Raw genomic sequence first — 20,228 nt, forward strand, 5'->3', positions numbered from 1 at the left:
CGTTGCTTGAACAGCCAGCAAGCAGAGTGGAACCCAAAATTACCGCGCCCAGTACCAGTTTAGTACGATTCATTATTAATACCCTCTAGATTGAGTTAATCTCCATGTAGCATTACAAGTATTACACAAAGTATTTTCGAAGGAGAACAATTTTTAGTAATAAAACGATTAAATTCGACTGAGTGCTCAAAGAAACGTCTTGTTTTACAGCAAGGTTAAAAAAAAAGAGACAAACCGCCCCCTGCCATAAGAAAACTCCGATTAAGTCTTGCTAAAAAGGCAGGGTGTTTTTGTGCTATCAACGTTAATTTATTGCACGCAAATGGGTGGGGCGGGCAAATTACCCGGCGGCGCTTAACGCCGCGGGCAAAAAAAAGCCCCCGGCAAGCCGGAGGCGCGGGTAGTGGAACCCGGATTTACAGCAGGTGAACGGAGGCGGTGTTGGTGGTGCCGCTCGCCACCAGGGCGCCGGAAACCATCACCACGATTTCGCCTTTCTTCGCCAGGCCGGTTTCAATGGCCATGGCCTTGCCGATGCGGTAGAAATCATCGGTAGAGGCGATTTCATCCACCAGTTGGCAGGTTACGCCTTTTGACAACAGCAGCTGGCGGGCGGTAATGGCATTGGTGGTCAACGCCAGAATTTCCGCTTTAGGGAAGTATTTACGTACCGCTTTGGCGGACTTGCCGCCTTCGGTCGCCACGACTATCAACGGCGCTTCCAGTTTTTCAGCGGTTTCCACCGCGCCGCGACATACGGCTTCGGTGATGCGCAGCTTGCGGCTGTCGTTGAGGCTGTCGATGCGGCTGGGCATCACGCGGTCGGTGCGATCGCAGATGGTGGCCATGATGGTCACGGCTTCCAGCGGATATTTCCCTTTGGCGCTTTCACCGGACAGCATGACCGCATCGGTGCCGTCGATGATCGCATTGGCCACGTCGCCGGCTTCGGCGCGGGTTGGGCGTGGGTTCTTGATCATGGAGTCAAGCATTTGGGTGGCGGTGATCACCACTTTACGCGCACGGTTGCATTTTTCGATCATCATCTTCTGGGCAAAGATCACTTCCTCGACCGGAATTTCCACGCCCAGGTCGCCACGGGCAACCATGATGCCGTCGGAGGCTTCCAGGATTTCGTCAAAATTGTTCAGGCCTTCCTGGTTTTCAATTTTGGAGATGATCTGGATATGGTCGCCGCCATGAAGCTTAAGGTGTTCACGAATTTCCAGGACATCGGAGCGTTTACGGATAAACGAGGCGGCGATAAAATCCACGCCCTGTTCGCAGCCGAAAATCAAATCGCCCTTGTCTTTTTCAGCCAGCGCCGGCAGCGCGATGGACACGCCCGGCAGGTTGACGCCTTTATTTTCGCCCAGATCACCGTTGTTCAATACCCTGCATTGCACGGTGGTTTCGGTGACGGCGATAACTTCCATGCCCAGCAGGCCGTCATCCACCAGAACGGTGTTGCCCACCGACAGGTCCTTGGCAAAGCCCGGATAGGTTACCGCAACGCGGTCTTTGCTGCCGATGACCGTTTGGTCGGTGGTGAAGGTAAAGGTCTGGCCGGCGGTCAGGGAAACGTCGTTGCCGTTTTCCAGCTTCATGGTACGGATTTCCGGCCCTTTGGTATCAAGCAGGATGGCGGCTTTCATACCGGTTTCCTGCAGGATGGCGCGCAGGTTGGTGATGCGATTGCCGTGCTCTTCAAAGTCGCCGTGGGAGAAATTGAGACGCATGACGTTCATGCCCGCGTGCAGCAGCTTTGACAGCATTTCTTTCGATTCGGTTTTAGGACCGATGGTACAAACGATTTTTGTCTTTTTCATAACAATAGTATCTGCAAGTTGTGTTGGATGATAAATCTGATATATCGCCGGTAAATATCGACGACGAAAAATTGTGCAGCCTTGCGAGCCTGTTCCCCATGTTCAAGGATAGGAGAAAAAAGTGAGAAAATGATGAAAATATAGCTAAATTGTCTGGCCGGACGCGCCGGCAAGCGGTAGTGGATAAGTCTGTTTTAATTAGTATTTGGCTAATCAATGGGGCTTGAGCCATTCGATTGAAATAACGTTTTGTATTATAGTTATTGGGCTGGCGGAAACAAGATAAAAACAGCACAAATAATGCGTAAGCCATGAAAAAGAGTGCATTTGTGGTAAATATGCAAATTTTTAGTATCAAGTGTTGCGCAGATGCACAATAAAATCGATAACCGCTGTGCAACATTGGGCGTATATACGGGCAACAGATAACAATATTGCCAACGGGGATTAACGTAAGGGAATCGCTATCGGCGTTTTTCCGCCTGTCGGCTATCGGGGTGAAGCGTGAGGGAAAGCAAAAAGAGGCAGATAAAAGGCCATTATCCGGGAGATATCTGAAATGGTGCGTCCGAGTGGACTCGAACCACCGACCCCCACCATGTCAAGGTGGTGCTCTAACCAGCTGAGCTACGGACGCACAAGAGGTGGTGCGTTCTAATGGACTCGAACCATCGACCCCCACCATGTCAAGGTGGTGCTCTAACCAGCTGAGCTAAGAACGCATACTGCACAATGCCGTCTGTCTGACAGCGGGACGAATATTAACGGGCAACATCACCGCATGCAAGAGGAAAAAGCGTTTTTTCCCGCCGCCGGCGAACAACTGACGATCTAATACGCAGGGTGCCGGTTTTTTGACCGGCGAACGTCGGCAATCATCGAACTCAGCGGGCCGCCCGGTTGAGGATAAGCCTTGAGGGCTGGCGCTGAAGCCAAAGCATGCGCAGGGTCATCAGCACCGCCGCCGACGTCAGTCCGAGGATAAAGCCCATCCAGAAACCGCTCGGCCCCATGGCGGGCACCAGGTAGTCCGTCAGCGCCAGGAGATATCCGCACGGCAGACCCAGCAGCCAGTAGGCGGTAAAGGTAATGAAAAAAATCGAGCGGGTGTCTTTATAGCCGCGCAGCACGCCGTTGCCGATCACCTGGATGGAGTCGGAGATTTGATAGATGGCCGCCAGCGCCATCAGATGGGAGGCCATCGCCACCACCGCCGGCGTATCATTATACAGCCGGGCGATCTCCACCCGGTACAGCAGGGTGCATACCGCGGTTACGCAGGCCAGTATCACGCCCATGCCCAGGCTGGTCCAGGCGGCGACCCTCGCTTGTTCCACGTTGTTTTCCCCCAGGCGGAATCCGACGCGGATAGTGGCGGCGACGCCCATCGACAGCGGCAGCACGAACATCAGGGAGCTGAAATTCAGGGCAATCTGATGTCCCGCCAGCGCGACGATACCCAGCGGCGCCACCAGCAGGGCCACCACGGCGAACAGCGTGACTTCGAAGAACAGCGACAGGGCCACGGGCAAGCCCAGGCCGGCCAGCCGGCGCAGGGCGGTCCAGTCGGGCCGGGTGAACGCGCCCGGCAGATGAAGATCCTGAAAACTGCCGGCCCGGCGCATATAGAACCACATCACGACGTACATTATCCAGTAGACGGCGGCGGTGGCGATACCGCACCCCACGCCGCCCATGGCCGGCATGCCGAATTTGCCGTAGATAAAAATATAATTTATCGGGATGTTGGCCAGCAGGCCGAGGAAGCCTATCACCATGCCGGGCTTGGTTTTGGACAATCCGTCGCATTGACAGCGCAATACCTGGAAAAACAGGTAGCCGGGCGCCCCCCAGAGCAGGAAGTGCAGGTAAGCCACCGCTTTATGCGTGAGTTCGGGATCGACATGATGCATTCTTTCGATCACCAGGCGGCAGTTATACAGCACCACCATGACCAATATCGCCGCCGCCGCCGCCAGCCAGAATCCCTGGCGCACCTGATAGGCGATGCGCTCGCGGCGGCCGGAGCCGTTCAGCTGCGCGATAACCGGCGTCAGCGCAAGGATAAGGCCGTGGCCGAACAGGATGGTGGGCAGCCAGATGGAGGTGCCGACGGCGACCGCCGCCATGTCGGTCGCGCTGACGGAACCGGACATGATGGTATCGACCACTCCCATCGACGTTTGGGCTATTTGCGCGAAAATAACCGGTATCGCCAGGGACATTAATGTACGCGCTTCCAGGAAGTACTTCTGCACGTAGGCACCTATAATTTTATGAGTATGGAATAAGCAGGCGAAAGTTAACATAAAGGTTAAAAATCTGGGGCATAGTGTAAAGCATTTGCCCGTTTATACCAGTGCGGGGCGGCACAAATACGCGAGGTGGACGATTTGGTTTTCCCGTGGAAATCGTGCACACTAGCCTGACTGATTCCAGCGGTGGTTTACAGAGGCCAAGGTTATGTTTACGGGTATTGTTCAGGGCACCGCGCCCATTGTGGCGATTGACGAAAAGGCGAATTTTCGCACGCATTTCATTACCCTGCCGGCGGCAATGCTGGCAGGCCTTGAGGCGGGCGCCTCCGTTGCGCACAATGGCTGTTGCCTGACGGTGAGCGGCATCGAGGGTAACCTGGTGGCGTTTGACTTGATGAAAGAGACGCTGCGGGTGACCAATCTCGGCGATTTACAGGTCGGGGACGAGGTGAACGTGGAGCGCGCCGCCACCTTTAACGCCGAGATCGGCGGGCATGTCATGTCAGGGCACATTATGTGCAGCGCCGAGATAGTGAAAATCGTCACGTCGGAAAACAATCGGCAAATCTGGTTCAGGATGCCGGATAAAGAACTGATGAAATATGTTCTGTACAAAGGCTATATCGGCATCGACGGCATCAGCCTGACGATTGGGGAAGTGGTGCAGGAAAAGTTTTGCGTCCACCTGATACCGGAGACGCTGCTGCGCACCACGCTTGGCAAGAAACGGCTGGGCCAGCGGGTCAATATTGAAATCGACCCCCAGACCCAGGCGGTGGTGGATACGGTGGAGCGCGTTCTGGCGCAGCGGGAAGCGGCGATTGCCGCGACGATAAATACCCTTTAACGCGCCGGCCCGGCGCGCCAAGGGCTTAACGTGGAACGCGTATTCCGCCTTCCACGCCTTCAGGGCTGAACAACACTTGCCATAAATGAATATTACGCGCGCGGAACGCGCCCGCGCAGGCATTCAGATAATAACTGAACATGCGGAAAAAACGGTCGGAGTATTTATCGGACAAGGACGGCCAGGAGGCGATAAAACGTTCATACCAGGCCATAAGCGTTTTATCGTAATCAGAGCCGAAGTTATGCCAGTCCTCCATCACGAAATGTCTTTCGCTGGCATGGGCAATCTGCTGCACCGACGGCAGGCAACCGTTGGGGAAAATATATTTATCTATCCAGGGGTCGACATTCATGTCGGTGATATTCGAGCCGATGGTATGCAGCAGGAACAGACCGTCCCGTTTCAGGTTGCGATCGATCACGTCGAAATAAGTGGCGTAATTTTTGGGGCCGACGTGTTCGAACATCCCGACCGAAACAATGCGATCAAACTGCATATCCAGATCGCGATAGTCGCGCAGTAAAATCGTGACGTCCAGTCCTTCGCAGCGGGTTTGCGCCAGCTTTTGCTGCTCGGCGGAAATCGTAACGCCCTGTACCGAAACGCCATAATTTTCCGCCGCATAGGCGGCAAGCCCACCCCAGCCGCAGCCGACGTCGAGCAGCGTCATGCCGGGACGCAACTGTAGCTTTTCGCAGATCATCTTCAGCTTATCCTGTTGCGCCTGCACAAGGGTGGTCGCCTTGTTCCAGTAGCCGCAGGAGTATTGCATATAGGGATCCAGCATCATTTCAAACAGATCATTACCCAAATCATAATGTTCTTTGCCAACAATCCAGGCCCGCTTGCGCGACTGGAGATTCATCAGCCGGGCGGCGGCAATCCGTAGGGTATCCTTAAGATGATGCGGAAGCTTGTTCTCCAGCCCCGCCTTAAGAACCCGCTGGAAAAAGATGTCAAGTCGTTCGCATTCCCACCAGCCGTCCATGTAGCTCTCGCCCAATCCTAAAGAACCGTCTTGCAATACACGCTTAAAAAATCCTGGATTCTTGATTCGCAGATCAAAAGGTCTTGAACCATTAAGTTCAATACCGGCCTGCGCGAGCAATTCATGGACGATACGGTACCAATCATTATCATGAAAGCTCAGGTCTTCAACGCACGAGGAACTCATAGCTTCTCCATCACCTTTCTTCTGTAATGCCCCGTCAGGAAAAGCATTCACCCTGCCTGCGGGCTTTATAAGAATCCACGGTTATCCGTGGTGTCTGAGGTACCACCATCAACAGAGGAATATAAAGTAAACCATAGACTGCCACTTAGCCGGGCGCTTTATAAAAAGGGTGATGTCATGTTGGAAAACACGACATACTTTTATACAAAATAATTAGACAACTCGTTATAATTGTTAACGATATTGAGTATAAGCCTGCATCTGAATTTAGACAATAGCTAACGCGCTAATGTATTTCATAGTATAACTTAATGATTTCATTCTGAAACAATAACTGTTTGCACAGAGATCGATATATGAAAATTCTTGTGTCCACGGCGGACGGCGCTTTACAAAAAAGAGATAGGCGCCCGCCCGCCGTTGAAAAGCCTGGCGGCAGGGCTTAAGCGGGGAAGGGACCGTCGGCTACCGAGTGACGTTCAATCAGCGACGGATGCACTTCGATGGTGTGGGCGTCCTCGCGCTTGCTGGTTATCCGGTCGAGCAGCATGGTCAGCGCAGCCTCGCCCAAATCCTCTTTAGGCTGATGGATGGTGGTCAGTGCCGGACTGAAAAAGCACGAATTGCGCACATTGTCGTAACCAATTAAAGAAATATCCCGAGGCACGCTCAGGCCCATTTCATTGATGGCGCACAGCGCGCCCATGGCCATGATGTCGCCGCCGCAAAATACCGCGGTGGGGCGCGGCGTTTGCGCCAGGATTTGCTTCATCGCCAGGTAGCCGGATTCCGGTTCGAAATTGCCTTGTACTATCCAGCGATCGTTTAACGGGATGCCGGCTTCCTTCATGGCATGCAGGTAGCCGCGGTGGCGCCCGCCGCCGGTGTTGCGCGCCAGCTGGCCGGGTATGGCGCCGATGGCGCGATGCCCGCGTTCGAGCAGATATCGCGTCGCCATATACCCGCCGGCAAAGGCGTTATCGATGATGGCGTCGGTAAAATCACGGCGGGCCTCGCCCCAATCCATGACCACCATGGGAATATGCCGGTATTCTTCCAGCATATCCAGCAGCGCTTCAGGATACTCGGCGCACATCACCAACAGCCCGTCGACGCGTTTTTGCGCCAGCATCGCCAGGTAGGCGCGCTGTTTTTCCAGATCGTTGTGGGAATTGCATAATATAAGGGTATAACCGCGGGCAAAGCAGTGGTGTTCAATCGCTTCAATAATTTCGGCAAAATAAGGCGCTTCGCTGGTGCTGGCGAGCAGGCCGATGGATTTGGTGCGATTAACCTTCAGGCTGCGCGCCACGGCGCTGGGTGAGTAATGTAGCTGTTTTATGGCGTCCATTACGGCGAGTTTTGTATCCTGCGCAACAAAACGGGTTTTATTGATGACGTGCGAAACGGTGGTGGTGGATACATTAGCGCGTTTTGCCACATCTTTGATGGTTGCCATGCCTTGAATACTCCCGTACGCCCTGGCTAAAATATCTGTCGAAGGCGCAAGCACTTTACGACGCTATGGAATTAACCGTTAATTTTCCTTGATCCCGGGCTAAAGTGAAAGCGTTATATGTCAAGACGTCAGCCCGGGCGCAAGCTTTTTGCGCGCCGCTATGGCAAACTGAGCATAACTACATGGGGTCGCGGTGGTTAGAACCGGCGCCTTGGCTTACTTCTAAGGAGACAGAATGGATAGCGATTTAAAAATGTCGTTACTGACCACGGTGTTCTCGCTGTTGGTGATAATCGCCTTCAGCTTTACCGCGGTGATGAACTGATTGCACTTCGGTTGGGTGTATAAAAAAGAGGAGCCTGGGCTCCTCTTTTTTATACAGGGTATCAGCGTATATTTTTCGGCGTGACCACCCGGCGGGCGCCAACGTAATGGTCCTGCCAATAATCTTCACTCAGATAGCTGATGCGAATATCGCTGCCGGTCCGGGGGGACTGGATAAAACGCCCGTTGCCGAGATAAACGCCGACATGATCGGCCGCGCCGCGATTGGAAATATGGAAAAAAACCAGGTCCCCGCTTTCCAGGTCATCTTTCTTGACCGGCGCCGCGTCGCGCAGGTGATACATTTCATTGGCGGTGCGCGGCATATGGATGCGCACCACATCTTTATAAGCGTAATAAATCAGGCCGCTGCAGTCAAAACCGGTATTGGGCGACATGCCGCCCCAGCGGTAGGGCTTACCCATTTGGGAAAGCAGTTTGTTCATGGCCGTGAGCTTGGCGGTTTGGTAACGTTTTTTATGGCTGTCGCTCATTTTGATCGGCTCATCGTTGGCCACCAGTTCCACTGCCGCCCGGTCTTTAATCCGGTGCCTGCCATAGCCTCTTTTATAGCCTTTTTTCGGCGGGGTGAAATTAGCCAGTTTTTTCGTCGCCGTTGCCCGCGGGGGCTTGGCCTGCACGCGTAAAGTGCTTTTTTTAGCGACGGCTTTCGCGTGCGCGGGTTCAGGCGGCTTTTTAGCAACGGCTTTTGCGCTGACGGCGGGCTCGCTGGCGACGGGTTTGCTTTTTTTGGCCATTTTTACCGGTTTGCGCTTGCGCCGGTCACCGGTTTTAGCCGCCGCGGCCTGGGACTTGCGCTGATCGGCGTTAACGCCGGCGTTCGGCGCGGCATGTGCCAGATTCAGAAACAACTGGGTAAAAAGCAACACAAAAAGCGTAAAGCACAAACGCATGATAAACGCTATCCTTATGTGGCCCAAAATAGGGGGTTATCGACACCTCACAGGAATTTAAGCTATTTGCTCCGTCATTGCATCATCAAATCACTCCTTATTGTGTATAAACGTGAATAAGTTCGATTTTGCTGCATTTATCAGCGTTCAGCGGCGCATTATTCAACATAGTTACCGTTCATTAAACGAATGTTTAAGCCCGTTTTGTTACCCCGGCGGGGTGAAAAGCCGCTAAAATATCATGTTTACCCTGGCGGGCGAACGCGAAAGGAACGAATTAATGCGCCATGAACGCGCGTGCCGGTAAAAAAACGTTTATCAGTTTGCCCGGTAGTGGCTAGAATAAAGAGACTGAGTGTCATCCCGCACAGAGCAGTGCAGAACAGTGCAGATAAAGCCAGATACTGGCGTGAGGAAGCGAGACAATGACGACAATAGAAAAAATCCAGCAGCAGATAGCTGAGAACCCGATTCTTCTTTATATGAAAGGTTCGCCGAAATTGCCGGGCTGCGGGTTTTCCGCCCAAGCGGTGCAGGCGCTCTCAGCCTGCGGCGAACGTTTCGCCTATGTGGATGTCCTGCAAAATCCGGACATTCGCGCCGAGTTGCCGAAATTCGCCAACTGGCCGACCTTTCCACAGCTCTGGGTGGACGGCGAACTGGTCGGCGGATGCGATATCATCATTGAGATGTATCAGCACGGCGAACTGCAACCGCTGGTTAAAGAAGCCGCGGTGAAATACAACGCCCAGGAAAACCAAACGCCTTCCTGAGTCCTGCGTCACGCTTGCGCATAAAAAAGCCACCGCCGGTATCGCTGCCGGAGGTGGCTTTTTTTATCCGGCGCCGACGGCGGGCTGGATTAATCGTGCTCGCCGGCGGCGGTGTCGCCGACAGGGGGAACCGGCCAGCCGCCGAGACGTTTCCAGCGATTGACCAATTCGCAAAACAGTTCAGCGGTGCGCTCGGTGTCATATAGGGCTGAATGCGCCTGGCTGCCGTCAAATTCGATGCCGCCGGCGGCGCAGGCTTTGGCCAATACCGTCTGGCCCAGCACCAGCCCGCTCAGGGCGGCGGTGTCAAAGGTGGCGAACGGATGGAAAGGATTGCGCTTGAGCGCGGCCCGGCCGGCCGCCGCCATCAGGAACCCGTGATCGAATCCGGCATTATGGGCAACAATAATCGCCCGGTTACAGCCCCGATCCTTAATGCCTTTGCGCACCATTTTAAAAATTTCATGCAGCGCGTCGTATTCGCTTACCGCGCCGCGCAGCGGGTTGGTCGGGTCGATGCCGTTAAAGGCGAGGGCTTCCGGCTGCAATAGCGCGCCGGGAAAAGGCTCAACATGGAAATGCAGGCATTGGTCGGTAACCAGCCAGCCCTGGTCGTCCATGTTGACCGTGACGGCGGCAATTTCGAGCAGGGCGTCGGTAGCGGCGTTGAAGCCGGCGGATTCAATATCGATGACCACAGGATAAAAGCCGCGAAAACGGCCGCGAAGGGTATTTACATCGTCAAGTTCAGCCATGCCTGTTCTTAATATTCAGGGAAAACAGCCCGCATTATGGCAAATTTTAGCGCGGGATGCATGGCGAATCCGCTCCGGTCTTCAGGGGAGCGGATTTAGCCTGGCCGGGCGCGGGGCTTTACTCGCCCAAGCCCTTACCGGCATGTTTTTGTTCAATCAGTTCAATTTTATACGCGTCGGGATCCTCGATAAAGGCGATAACCGTAGTGCCGCCCTTGACCGGTCCCGCCTCGCGGGTCACCTTGCCGCCGGCCTGGCGAATGCGTTCGCAGGTGGCGGCCACGTCGTCCACCCCGAGCGCGATATGGCCATAGGCGGTGCCCAGCGCGTAGCTATCGACGCCCCAGTTGTAGGTCAATTCAAGCACCGCGCCTTCCGTCTCCTCGGTATAACCGACAAAAGCCAGGGTATATTTATATTCCGTGTTCTCGCTGGTGCGCAGCAGGCGCATGCCCAGGATCCCGGTATAAAAATCGATAGATCGCTGTAAATCGGTGACGCGTAGCATGGTATGAAGCAGGCGCATAATATCCTCATTGGGCAGTGACGATGGCTGATCCATCGCCTATGGTTAAATCCGGGTATATCAGTATATCCCAGACCTTCAGGGCGGGGGAGCGGAAATGCCCCTGCGCGGCGGCGTAACCTCTTTGCGTTCGCGCCGCCCGACCGCTAGCCCGCAAGGGCGTGCGATTCTCGCCGGCGAGCGCTTTTTGGTGTTCTCGACTTGCAAGCTGGGGCAATAACGTCTTCAATGAAAGTTAAACAGGAGGGCGCGTGCCGGAACAGCTTGAGTTTTTCACCATAAACAGTCCTTGCCGCGGTGTCTGTCAATCCGATGACCGTGGCTTTTGCCGTGGCTGCCTGCGCTCACGTCAGGAACGTTTCGACTGGATGAACATGAACGACGGCCAGAAACGAGAGGTGTTGCGATTGTGCCACCAGCGTTACCTGCGCCTGCGGCGCGCCGCCAACAGCGCTGCGGCCGAACCCGCCGGTCCGGAACAACCTTCGCTTTTTTGAACAAATACAGCGGGGTATAAATGTAATAATAATTATTATTAATATGCACACTAATAGATATCTATTAATATATTACGATTAGATTATCAGCTCGAATACATGACATAATGATATTTGTTATATCTTCATTTAACTTAAATTAACAATAAATCACGAAGAATGACAATAATAGTGATACAGTTATGAATAATCCGCTTGGCATACGATAGGTACTGATGTAAGAATGCCGGGCAGCCAGAGCCAGAAACGGATTATATGACGTTTCCAACGCTTACCCTATACTAGGTGGAAAGTTTTGCGGAATGAAGGATCTGGCCATCCGTTAAACGGACGATCGGCAAGGAGAAATGCGCTTTTCGGTAACGTCCATTATTTTAAGGGAATAACATGCGTATTACATCTGTCTCAACTTAACTTCAACCTTATTCATATATATATATTTGTAATTTGCCATTCCACCCATTAGAATGGATGGGAATCCAGGGAACAAGCTTAATCAGCTTAATTATAAGGAGAGAGAATTGGAATCGCCATTAGGATCTGATTTGGCGCGACTTGTTCGTGTTTGGCGCGCATTGATTGACCATCGCTTAAAACCGCTAGAGCTGACACAGACGCATTGGATCACGCTGCACAATATCTGCCAACTACCGCCGGAGCAGTCGCAAATTCAGCTGGCTAAGGCTATCGGCATTGAGCAGCCATCGTTGGTGCGAACGCTCGATCAGCTTGAAGAAAAAAAGCTGATTACCCGCCATACCTGCGCAAACGATCGGCGAGCGAAGCGTATTAAATTGACGGAGTCCGCAGAGCCCATCATCAAGGAAGTGAATTATGTCATTAATAGCACCAGGGATGAAATCCTGACCGGTATTTCAGAACAGGAAATCCATTTCCTGAGTAATATGATTTCCCGTTTGGAGAAAAATATCCTCGAGCTCTATAATAAGTCCTGACATGTTTTGGTTCAACGTCATGTTATCTATAAAAAAACCGGCATAAATATGCCGGTTTTTTTAATAACCGAGGTAAATCTACGCCGCCCGGCGCGCTGGGCGGGCAAGTTATTAGCGCGGAGAAACCGTTACGTTGCGGCCGTTGCTGGCAATCGCCACGCGTTGGCCCACGCTGAAACGGGTGTCGCCTTGTTTTTGCACCACCATGATGGTATTGCCGTCGTCTTTGCGCACTTCAAGCTCCACGCCCTGCGAGCGGCTGGCCGCGCTGGTTACGCCCTGACCGGCCACGCCGCCCGCCACCGCGCCTGCGGCTGTCGCCAGGCTGCGGCCGGTGCCGCCGCCCAGGGTATTGCCAAGAAACCCACCCAATACCGCGCCGCCGATGGCGCCGATAACGTTTGAATCCTCGCCGCCCTGGATCTGTACCGGCCTTACGCCCACCAGGGTACCGTAGGTTACGTTTTGTACCTGCTTGGCCTCGTTGGCGGAATAGACATCACCCGACAGGGTATTGTTGCTGGCACAGCCCGCCAGCATCACGCCAGCCAGGGTGACCACGAGCAAAGGTTTCATCATAAAGAACTCCTGTTATACGCCGTTCGTCCGGGCAAACCGAGACAGAAAAAATGCTAATATTGTTACCATCGTCGAACGTATCTGTTTCCAGGCGCTACTGCGATAGCTTACTGTAGATGATAATATTGTAAAATTCATAAACAGTGAATCAACAGACGCTTGTTTCTGATTATAGCAATGATTTTGACGCTAAGGTTTTACCCGCCAAGTTATTTTATTGTAACAAGTTTCAAAATCTGTCGGCTTTTCATAGCCGGATTCATCAAACCTGTTTAACGTAGGCACATGGAATCGACAAATGAATCTCATGCGTAGGAAAAGGGCAGGCCAATGAGAACGGGTCGTTATGTGGGCGTGATGTCCGGAACCAGCCTTGACGGCGTGGACGTGGTGCTTGCCGCCATTGATGAGCATACGGTGGCGCAGCAATACAGCTATGGTCATCCGATACCGCAAGAGCTCAAACATCAGATACTGGCCATGTGCCAGGGGCAACAAGTGACATTGTCACAAGTGGGGCAACTGGATACCCGCCTGGGCATGCTCTTCGGCGAGGCGGTGCTGGCCATGCTCAGGCACGCCGGCGTGGCCGCCCATGAAATCACGGCCATCGGCAACCATGGCCAGACCGTTTGGCATCAGCCGGACGGGGAGGCGCCCTGCACGTTACAGATTGGCGACAACAATCGCATCGCCGCCCTGACCGGCATTACAACCGTTGGGGATTTCCGCCGCCGCGACATGGCGTTCGGCGGACAGGGCGCGCCGCTGGTACCCGGTTTTCACCACGCGCTGCTGGCGCATCCCGGTGAACGGCGCATGGTGGTGAATATCGGCGGCATCGCCAACCTCTCGCTATTGCTGCCGGGGCAGCCCATCAGGGGGTACGATACCGGACCCGGCAATATCCTGATGGATGCCTGGGCATGGCGGCACCTGGCCATTCCTTACGATAAGGATGCCGCCTGGGCGCTGGGCGGCACGGTGCACCTTGGGCTGTTGCAGCATCTGCTTGCGGACGGTTATTTTGCCTTGCCGGCGCCTAAAAGCACCGGTCGCGAATATTTCAACCTGGGCTGGCTATCGTATCAGCTCACCCATTTCGTCCCGATACCGCCCCGTGATGTGCAGGCCACGCTGCTGGAGTTAACGGCCATGACCATCACGGAACAAGTGCTGCTGTCGGGCGGCTGCGAGCATCTTCTGGTCTGCGGCGGCGGTGCGCGCAATCCGCTGCTGATGGCCCGTCTGTCCGCGCTGCTGCCCGGTATCGAAGTGGGTCCCACCGACAAATACGGCGTCAGCGGTGATGATATGGAAGCCCTGGCCTTCGCCTGGCTGGCCTTTCGCACGCTATCGGGTTTGCCCGGTAATTTGCCGTCGGTCACCGGCGCCAGCAGGGAAACGGTGCTGGGGGCGATTTACCCCGTATAACCCCTCGGCGTCTCTCCACCGGGCGTTTTTTAAGACAGCTCCGCTTCAGCGGCGCGGCGGGGTTGGTTATGGTGGTCATGACGCCATCCGCCGCCGCAAAACAGCGGCTTAACCTAGGGGAAATCATGATTAAACGGCTTATTATATTTGCCTGTGTACTTACCGTTACCGCCTGCAGCCAGTTTAACCGCGGTCCTGTTGAACAGACGCTGCGCTATCAATGCGGCACCATGCCGCTGACGGTGCGCCAGAGCGCGCAACCGGCGCAGGTCAGTTTTATTCTCGACGGCAAACAGCTGACACTGGCGCAGGTGATGTCCGCCTCCGGCACGCGCTATAGCGATGGACACTATGCTTTCTGGTCGAAAGGCCCCAACGCCTTTATCGAACGTGAAGGTAAAATCATCATAAACGACTGTATTATCGCCGGTTGAAAGGCGCTTAAACATTGAGATTTTTAGCCACCCGGCGCACAATATCGCCCTGGCCCGACGCAGATAAACACTATGACTGAACAACACATCGATATCGCCGACCTGCGCCGCGAGTATACCCGCGGCGGCCTGCGGCGCGCGGATCTGACGCCCGAACCGCTGGACCTGTTTGAACACTGGCTGCAGCAGGCCTGCGCGGCGCGCTTAGCCGATCCCACCGCCATGTGCGTGGCGACGGTGGACAAGCTTGGCCAGCCCTATCAGCGCATGGTTCTGCTCAAGCACTTCGATAGCCGTGGCATGGTGTTTTACACCAACCTGGGCAGCCGCAAGGCCGAGCACCTGGCGCATAACGCCCGCATCAGCCTGCATTTCCCCTGGCACTCCCTAGAGCGCCAGGTCATGGTGCTCGGACACGCTGAGCGGCTGTCCTTGGTCGAGGTCATGAAATACTTCCATAGCCGGCCCAAGGACAGCCAGATCGGCGCCTGGGTCTCCCGCCAATCCAGCCGCATATCCGCCCGTGGCGTGCTGGAAAGCAAATTTCTCGAGCTCAGGCAAAAATTCCAGCAAGGGGAAGTGCCGCTGCCCAGTTTCTGGGGGGGGTACCGCGTGCATATCGATACCATGGAATTCTGGCAGGGTGGCGAGCACCGGTTGCACGACAGGTTCATCTACCAGCGCCGGGAAGCGGGATGGGCGATAGACCGCCTGGCGCCCTGAGGCCGGCGGCGCATGAGTTTATTTAGGGTGTTTAAACACCGATTCTTACAGCAATAATGGAGTTTTTTGATGGCAAGCAGCAACCTGATACAACAATTGCAAGAGCGGGGCCTGATTGCCCAGGTCACGGATGAGGCCGCGCTGTCCGAGCGCCTGGCGCAGGGGCCGCTGTCACTGTATTGCGGTTTCGATCCGACCGCCGATAGCTTGCACTTGGGACATCTGGTGCCGCTATTGTGCCTGAAGCGTTTTCAACTGGCCGGGCACCGGCCGGTGGCTTTGGTGGGCGGCGCCACGGGACTTATCGGCGATCCGAGTTTCAAGGCCGTCGAGCGCAAACTCAATACCGCCGAGACGGTGCAGGAGTGGGTGGATAAAATCAGGCGCCAGGTTTCTCCTTTCCTCGATTTTGACTGCGGCGAAAACAGCGCCGTGGCCGCCAACAATTATGACTGGTTCGGCAGTATGAACGTGCTGACCTTCCTGCGCGATATCGGCAAGCATTTCTCGGTTAACCAGATGATCAACAAGGAAGCGGTCAAGCAACGTCTTAACCGTGACGACAGCGGCATCTCCTTTACCGAATTTTCCTATAACCTGCTGCAGGGCTATGACTTCGCGTCGCTGAACAAGCAATACGGTGTAGAGCTGCAAATCGGCGGGTCCGATCAGTGGGGCAACATTACCTCCGGCATCGACCTGACGCGGCGTATGAACCAAAAACAGGTCTACGGCATGACCGTACCGCTGATTACCAAAGCGGACGGCACTAAATTCGGCAAAACCGAAGGCGGGGCAATCTGGCTGGATCCGGCCAAGACCAGCCCGTATAAATTTTACCAGTTCTGGATTAATACCGCCGACGCGGATGTCTACCGTTTCCTGAAATTCTTCACTTTCATGCCCATTGAAGAAATCAACGCCCTGGAGCAGGAAGACCGCAACGCCGGCGGCGCACCGCGCGCGCAGTATGTATTGGCGCAGGCGGTTACCCGGCTGGTGCACGGCGAAGCCGGCCTGGCGGCGGCGGTGCGTATCACAGATAGCCTGTTTTCAGGTTCCCTGCAGTCCCTTACCGCCAACGATCTGGCGCAGCTGGCGCAGGACGGCATGCCCACCATCGCCTTGAGGGATGGCGCGGATCTCCAGCAGGCGCTGGTGGATGCGGGGCTGGTGCCGTCCCGCGGCCAGGCCAGAACCATGATCGGCTCCAACGCCATTGCGGTTAACGGTGAAAAACAATCCTCCGCGGAGTATGTCTTCAGCAACGTCGATCGGCTATATGAACGCTACACCCTGCTGCGCCGCGGCAAGAAAAACTACTGCCTGATCCGCTGGGAATGATTGTTTAACTGCGGCGGAAGGCCGCAGGCCTTCCGCTTTGTGTCGATACGGCCGCCAGGCCGAGGGTTTTAAGGCAAGGTAATGAAGAATATTCTGTCTATCCAGTCCCACGTGGTGTTTGGGCATGCGGGTAACAGCGCGGCGGTTTTTCCCATGCGTCGCATGGGCGTCAACGTTTGGCCGCTAAATACCGTTCAGTTCTCCAACCACACGCAGTATGGTCACTGGACCGGTTGCGTGATGCCCGCCGCGCATTTAACCGAAATCGTGAAAGGTATCGCCGCCGTGGATCAACTGAAAAACTGCGACGCGGTGCTCAGCGGTTATATAGGCGCGCCCGAGCAGGGTGAACATATCCTGGAAATTGTGCGCCAGGTAAAAGCGGCCAATCCCGATGCCTGGTATTTTCTTGATCCGGTGATGGGTCATCCGGAAAAGGGATGTATCGTGGCGCCCGGCGTGGCGGAATTCCACGGTAAGCGCGGCTTGCCGAACGCCGACATTATCGCGCCCAATCTGCTGGAGCTGGAGCAACTGTGCGGCCATGCGGTTAATAGTATCGACGAAGCCATAGCCGCCGCACGCGAACTGTGCGCACAGGGCCCGAGGCTGGTGCTGGTCAAGTACCTGAGCTACGCCGGTTATGATAAAAACAGGTTTGAAATGCTGCTGGTAAGCAAAGAGCACGCCTGGCATACCAGCCGTCCGCTGGTGGATTTTGGCGAACGCCAGCCGGTTGGCGTCGGTGATTTAACCAGCGGCCTGCTGTTGGTTAACCTGCTAAAGGGCCTGTCGCCGGTCAAGGCGCTGGAGCACGTTACCGCCGCGGTGTACGAGGTCATGAAGCTGACCAAAGAAATGAATGAGTATGAGCTGCAGGTGGTGGCGGCGCAGGATCGGATTGCCCTGCCGCAGCATCATTTTCCGGCTACGGAGATAAAATAACGCCTCATCATCACCGGCGGGATTCAGCCGCCGGTGCCAGCCAGGGCACGGCTAGATTGCCCGTTCGCCAAAGCGCTGTTCTTGCCCGTTTGCCACGCTCAGTCCTTCCGCCGCCAGCGCCGCGTCCACCGTGGGGCGTGACGCCACCCGTTTGAAATACAGCGCCACCGCCGGCGTCGCCGGTAAATCAAACTTCAGGGTCTGCGCCCAGGTCAGCATGGTAAACAGGTAGGCGTCCGCCACCGTGAAGCGGGGGCCAAGCAGGTAATCGCCATCGGCCAGTTCCCGGTCCAGATAAAGCAACTTGGCGTCCAACTGCTGGCGCAATTGGCTTTTGTAATCTTCCGGCATATCGGGCTGCAGCAGCGGGCCCAGGCTTTTATGTATTTCGCTGGCCACGTAATTAAGCCATTCCATCGCCTGGTAACGGGACAGGGTGCCGGCCGGCGGGATCAGATGGCGATCCGGCACCAAATCCGCCAGGTACTGGACAATGGCCACCACTTCGGTGAGCACGGTACCGTCATCAAGCAGCAGGGCCGGCACCTGGCCTTTGGGATTTATCACACGGTAATCTTCACCATGTTCGGTTTTGAAACTGACCAAATCCACTTTTTCAATGGTAAAGTCCAATCCCGCCTCGCGTAAGGCGATATGCACGGTCAGCGAGCTGGCGCCGGGCTTATAAAAAAGTTTCATAAGACGCTCCTTAACGGGATGGGATAATAAATACCCTTTTGCGGTGTGAAAGCCCACAGGGGGATTATCCGACAATAACGGGAGCGTCGTCCACCCCTTGGACGCCGAAGCGCTCGGGCGCGTCATCCGGGCGCGACATATGGTTAAGCCGCGGGGCAAAAACCAGCATCAGCAGCGCTATCACCGCGGTGACGATACCGATTTGCATAAACACCTGGCTATAGACCGCTAGCGAAAGCCGGGCGTCGATCACCTCGGCGGGTACCGCCATCAGGTTGGCGACGTAGCCGGCGATAAGCGCGGCGGCGGCGGTAGTCAAAAACCAGGCGCCCATGATAAATCCCATCAGCCGCTGCGGCACCAACTGCGCCACCATCGCCAGGCCGAGACCGGAAATCATCAGCTCGCCGATGCTTTGCAGGGCATAGCTAAGGATAAGCCAGTTCATCGAGACGATACCGGCGTTATTGGCAAAGCGGGCGCCCAGCGGCAGGACAAAAAAGGCCAGCGAACACAGTACCATGCCGGCGGCGAATTTGAACGGCATCGGCAGGCGATCGCCCATGGTATTGTACAATGCCGCCAGCAGCGGGCTGGCCAGCATGATCCAGAACGGATTCAGGGCCTGGAACTGTTCCGGTTGGAACGACCAGTCGAACAGGGTGTGATCCACATTATGAATGGCGAAAAAATTCAGCGACGTGGGCATCTGGCTGTATAGCACAAAAAACACCACCGCTTCCATCATCATTAAAAAGGCCACCAGCATCCGCCGCCGCGCCGCGCCGTGCAGGGCAAAGGTTTCCCGGGCAAATACCAGGATGATCCCGACGGAAATCAGGCCCAGCACCCAGCGGGCGATGGTCTGGTGATGCAGCAGCCAGCTCGAAAGGGCAATGGCGACCGCGATGCCGGCGATAACCGCCGCCAGCTTTCCCCATTGCAGCGGGGCGAAATCCGGTTTGGAACCATAATCGCGAACCCAGCCGCGGCATGCGAAGAAATTCATCAGCGTTATCAACATGCCCGCCACGCTTAGCGAAAACGCGACGCCCCAGCCAAAACGGACCGCAAGCCACGGCGTCGCCAGGGTGGAAACAAACGAGCCGATATTGATCGCCATATAATACATGGTAAAGGCGCCGTCCAGGCGCGGATCGTCTTTGCGGTAGCAGGTTGACAGCAGCGAAGACGGATTGGCCTTGAACAGTCCGCTGCCGACCGCGATGGTCGCCATGCCCAGATAGACCCAGGCGACGGCGTGACTGGAATAGGCGACCATGCTATAGCCCACCGCCAGCACCAGCGCGCCGATGACGATAACGCGTTTGGTGCCCAGCACCTTGTCGCCCAGCCAGCCGCCGATGGCGACGAAACCGTACACCAGCGCGCTGAACGAAGCGAACAGGGTAATGGACTGTCCCTCGGACATGCCGAGCATCTTGACCAGGTAGACGGCCAGGATGACCTGCAATCCGTAATAGCCAAAGCGTTCCCAGAGTTCTATCGAGAAAATAAGGTAAAACGATTTAGGCTGTTTGAAGGCGTTAACGCTGATTTTTTCCGGTGGTGTGGTGTGGTTTGCCGTAGACACAAATACCTCGTTGCCGTTTTCGCCGCGCTAGCGGCAAAAATAAACAGGGGTGACGCCGTTGCCCGCGTCCCGTCTGTATTGTTATAAGATTAGTCTGAGGGGGATCTTCCGGATTTCAGCTGATTAGGCAAGGCTTGAATAATATCCTGTTACAATTAAAT

General features: G+C 55.2%; 20 protein-coding genes, 2 tRNA genes and 1 pseudogene. 10 read left to right on the plus strand and 13 right to left on the minus strand.

Annotated elements, in window-relative coordinates:
• The 5 genes and pseudogenes from VGC33_RS08285 to VGC33_RS08305 form a co-directional block, all read right to left on the minus strand.
• Nucleotides 1-73, minus strand: a pseudogene (locus tag VGC33_RS08285) (hypothetical protein); the annotation flags it as partial.
• A gap of 343 nt (nt 74-416) precedes the next feature.
• The gene (gene pykF, locus VGC33_RS08290; RefSeq protein ID WP_331120282.1) at nt 417-1,829 is read right to left on the minus strand and encodes a pyruvate kinase PykF; all 1,413 of its coding nucleotides are present in this window, start codon (nt 1,827-1,829) and stop codon (nt 417-419) included.
• Nucleotides 1,830-2,389: 560 nt separating this feature from the next.
• Nucleotides 2,390-2,466, minus strand: a tRNA-Val gene (locus VGC33_RS08295).
• A gap of 8 nt (nt 2,467-2,474) precedes the next feature.
• Nucleotides 2,475-2,551: transfer RNA gene (locus VGC33_RS08300), tRNA-Val, on the minus strand.
• Between the two features lie 162 nt (nt 2,552-2,713).
• Nucleotides 2,714-4,087, minus strand: coding sequence for an MATE family efflux transporter (locus VGC33_RS08305; protein WP_331120283.1), 1,374 nt, complete (start codon nt 4,085-4,087; stop codon nt 2,714-2,716).
• Between the two features lie 205 nt (nt 4,088-4,292).
• On the opposite strand from VGC33_RS08305, the gene VGC33_RS08310 reads away from it, so the two are divergent.
• The gene (locus tag VGC33_RS08310) at nt 4,293-4,934 is read left to right on the plus strand and encodes a riboflavin synthase subunit alpha (protein ID WP_331120284.1); all 642 of its coding nucleotides are present in this window, start codon (nt 4,293-4,295) and stop codon (nt 4,932-4,934) included.
• 25 nt (nt 4,935-4,959) lie between these two features.
• On the opposite strand, the gene cfa is transcribed toward VGC33_RS08310, so the two are convergent.
• On the minus strand, nt 4,960-6,111 hold the full coding sequence (cfa, locus tag VGC33_RS08315; RefSeq protein ID WP_331120285.1) for a cyclopropane fatty acyl phospholipid synthase: 1,152 nt from the start codon (nt 6,109-6,111) through the stop codon (nt 4,960-4,962).
• A gap of 442 nt (nt 6,112-6,553) precedes the next feature.
• Complete coding sequence (gene purR, locus VGC33_RS08320; RefSeq protein WP_331120286.1) at nt 6,554-7,570, minus strand: HTH-type transcriptional repressor PurR; 1,017 nt, start codon at nt 7,568-7,570, stop codon at nt 6,554-6,556.
• A 235-nt stretch (nt 7,571-7,805) separates the two neighbouring features.
• Between purR and cydH the strand changes: the two genes are divergently transcribed.
• Nucleotides 7,806-7,895 carry a cytochrome bd-I oxidase subunit CydH gene (cydH, locus tag VGC33_RS08325; protein ID WP_331120287.1) on the plus strand — a complete coding sequence of 30 codons (90 nt, stop codon included), beginning with the start codon at nt 7,806-7,808 and terminating at the stop codon, nt 7,893-7,895.
• A gap of 61 nt (nt 7,896-7,956) precedes the next feature.
• Here the strand turns inward: cydH and VGC33_RS08330 are convergent, their stop codons facing one another.
• Nucleotides 7,957-8,808 (minus strand): C40 family peptidase, encoded by an 852-nt coding sequence (locus tag VGC33_RS08330; protein WP_331120288.1) that lies wholly within the window; start codon nt 8,806-8,808, stop codon nt 7,957-7,959.
• Between the two features lie 425 nt (nt 8,809-9,233).
• On the opposite strand from VGC33_RS08330, the gene VGC33_RS08335 reads away from it, so the two are divergent.
• Nucleotides 9,234-9,581, plus strand: coding sequence for a Grx4 family monothiol glutaredoxin (locus VGC33_RS08335; protein WP_331120289.1), 348 nt, complete (start codon nt 9,234-9,236; stop codon nt 9,579-9,581).
• An 89-nt stretch (nt 9,582-9,670) separates the two neighbouring features.
• On the opposite strand, the gene rnt is transcribed toward VGC33_RS08335, so the two are convergent.
• Nucleotides 9,671-10,336 carry a ribonuclease T gene (gene rnt / locus VGC33_RS08340; RefSeq protein ID WP_331120290.1) on the minus strand — a complete coding sequence of 222 codons (666 nt, stop codon included), beginning with the start codon at nt 10,334-10,336 and terminating at the stop codon, nt 9,671-9,673.
• A gap of 118 nt (nt 10,337-10,454) precedes the next feature.
• A complete protein-coding gene (gloA, locus tag VGC33_RS08345) occupies nt 10,455-10,862 on the minus strand; it encodes a lactoylglutathione lyase (RefSeq protein ID WP_331120291.1) in 408 nt (135 codons plus the stop codon).
• Nucleotides 10,863-11,113: 251 nt separating this feature from the next.
• Here gloA and VGC33_RS08350 point away from each other — a divergent pair, with 251 nt between their 5' ends.
• Together VGC33_RS08350 and slyA are read left to right on the plus strand one after the other, a co-directional pair.
• A complete protein-coding gene (locus tag VGC33_RS08350; protein WP_331120292.1) occupies nt 11,114-11,359 on the plus strand; it encodes a DUF1289 domain-containing protein in 246 nt (81 codons plus the stop codon).
• Between the two features lie 521 nt (nt 11,360-11,880).
• On the plus strand, nt 11,881-12,315 hold the full coding sequence (gene slyA / locus VGC33_RS08355) for a transcriptional regulator SlyA (protein ID WP_331120293.1): 435 nt from the start codon (nt 11,881-11,883) through the stop codon (nt 12,313-12,315).
• A 111-nt stretch (nt 12,316-12,426) separates the two neighbouring features.
• Here slyA and slyB read toward each other — a convergent pair whose 3' ends face one another.
• On the minus strand, nt 12,427-12,894 hold the full coding sequence (gene slyB, locus VGC33_RS08360) for an outer membrane lipoprotein SlyB (protein WP_331120294.1): 468 nt from the start codon (nt 12,892-12,894) through the stop codon (nt 12,427-12,429).
• 330 nt (nt 12,895-13,224) lie between these two features.
• Here slyB and anmK point away from each other — a divergent pair, with 330 nt between their 5' ends.
• From anmK to pdxY, 5 genes are all read left to right on the plus strand, one after another.
• The gene (gene anmK / locus VGC33_RS08365) at nt 13,225-14,328 is read left to right on the plus strand and encodes an anhydro-N-acetylmuramic acid kinase (protein WP_331120295.1); all 1,104 of its coding nucleotides are present in this window, start codon (nt 13,225-13,227) and stop codon (nt 14,326-14,328) included.
• A gap of 128 nt (nt 14,329-14,456) precedes the next feature.
• Nucleotides 14,457-14,762 carry an MliC family protein gene (locus VGC33_RS08370; protein ID WP_414636912.1) on the plus strand — a complete coding sequence of 102 codons (306 nt, stop codon included), beginning with the start codon at nt 14,457-14,459 and terminating at the stop codon, nt 14,760-14,762.
• 72 nt (nt 14,763-14,834) lie between these two features.
• Complete coding sequence (gene pdxH / locus VGC33_RS08375; RefSeq protein ID WP_331120297.1) at nt 14,835-15,485, plus strand: pyridoxamine 5'-phosphate oxidase; 651 nt, start codon at nt 14,835-14,837, stop codon at nt 15,483-15,485.
• 69 nt (nt 15,486-15,554) lie between these two features.
• Entirely contained in the window at nt 15,555-16,829 is a 1,275-nt protein-coding gene (gene tyrS, locus VGC33_RS08380) for a tyrosine--tRNA ligase (protein ID WP_331120298.1), read from the plus strand.
• An 81-nt stretch (nt 16,830-16,910) separates the two neighbouring features.
• Nucleotides 16,911-17,774: a pyridoxal kinase PdxY gene (gene pdxY, locus VGC33_RS08385; protein ID WP_331120299.1), complete on the plus strand. Its 864-nt coding sequence runs from the start codon at nt 16,911-16,913 to the stop codon at nt 17,772-17,774.
• Nucleotides 17,775-17,825: 51 nt separating this feature from the next.
• Here pdxY and gstA read toward each other — a convergent pair whose 3' ends face one another.
• Nucleotides 17,826-18,473, minus strand: a complete 648-nt coding sequence (gene gstA, locus VGC33_RS08390; protein ID WP_331120300.1) for a glutathione transferase GstA — start codon at nt 18,471-18,473, stop codon at nt 17,826-17,828.
• 64 nt (nt 18,474-18,537) lie between these two features.
• On the minus strand, nt 18,538-20,067 hold the full coding sequence (gene dtpA, locus VGC33_RS08395) for a dipeptide/tripeptide permease DtpA (protein WP_331120301.1): 1,530 nt from the start codon (nt 20,065-20,067) through the stop codon (nt 18,538-18,540).
• Nucleotides 20,068-20,228: the final 161 nt, after the last annotated feature.

It is taken from the genome of Acerihabitans sp. (assembly GCF_036398755.1).
Classification (GTDB): Bacteria; Pseudomonadota; Gammaproteobacteria; order Enterobacterales; family Enterobacteriaceae; genus Acerihabitans.

What these genes read in the sequence shown, in the direction of transcription:
- cydH (WP_331120287.1), top strand. Translation starts at nt 7,806, where the DNA reads ATGGATAGCGATTTAAAAATGTCGTTACTGACCACGGTGTTCTCGCTG.
- gstA (WP_331120300.1), bottom strand. Translation starts at nt 18,473, where the DNA reads ATGAAACTTTTTTATAAGCCCGGCGCCAGCTCGCTGACCGTGCATATC.
- cfa (WP_331120285.1), bottom strand. Translation starts at nt 6,111, where the DNA reads ATGAGTTCCTCGTGCGTTGAAGACCTGAGCTTTCATGATAATGATTGG.
- anmK (WP_331120295.1), top strand. Translation starts at nt 13,225, where the DNA reads ATGAGAACGGGTCGTTATGTGGGCGTGATGTCCGGAACCAGCCTTGAC.
- purR (WP_331120286.1), bottom strand. Translation starts at nt 7,570, where the DNA reads ATGGCAACCATCAAAGATGTGGCAAAACGCGCTAATGTATCCACCACC.
- slyB (WP_331120294.1), bottom strand. Translation starts at nt 12,894, where the DNA reads ATGATGAAACCTTTGCTCGTGGTCACCCTGGCTGGCGTGATGCTGGCG.
- VGC33_RS08330 (WP_331120288.1), bottom strand. Translation starts at nt 8,808, where the DNA reads ATGCGTTTGTGCTTTACGCTTTTTGTGTTGCTTTTTACCCAGTTGTTT.
- tyrS (WP_331120298.1), top strand. Translation starts at nt 15,555, where the DNA reads ATGGCAAGCAGCAACCTGATACAACAATTGCAAGAGCGGGGCCTGATT.
- pdxY (WP_331120299.1), top strand. Translation starts at nt 16,911, where the DNA reads ATGAAGAATATTCTGTCTATCCAGTCCCACGTGGTGTTTGGGCATGCG.
- gloA (WP_331120291.1), bottom strand. Translation starts at nt 10,862, where the DNA reads ATGCGCCTGCTTCATACCATGCTACGCGTCACCGATTTACAGCGATCT.
- VGC33_RS08335 (WP_331120289.1), top strand. Translation starts at nt 9,234, where the DNA reads ATGACGACAATAGAAAAAATCCAGCAGCAGATAGCTGAGAACCCGATT.
- pdxH (WP_331120297.1), top strand. Translation starts at nt 14,835, where the DNA reads ATGACTGAACAACACATCGATATCGCCGACCTGCGCCGCGAGTATACC.
- VGC33_RS08310 (WP_331120284.1), top strand. Translation starts at nt 4,293, where the DNA reads ATGTTTACGGGTATTGTTCAGGGCACCGCGCCCATTGTGGCGATTGAC.
- rnt (WP_331120290.1), bottom strand. Translation starts at nt 10,336, where the DNA reads ATGGCTGAACTTGACGATGTAAATACCCTTCGCGGCCGTTTTCGCGGC.
- pykF (WP_331120282.1), bottom strand. Translation starts at nt 1,829, where the DNA reads ATGAAAAAGACAAAAATCGTTTGTACCATCGGTCCTAAAACCGAATCG.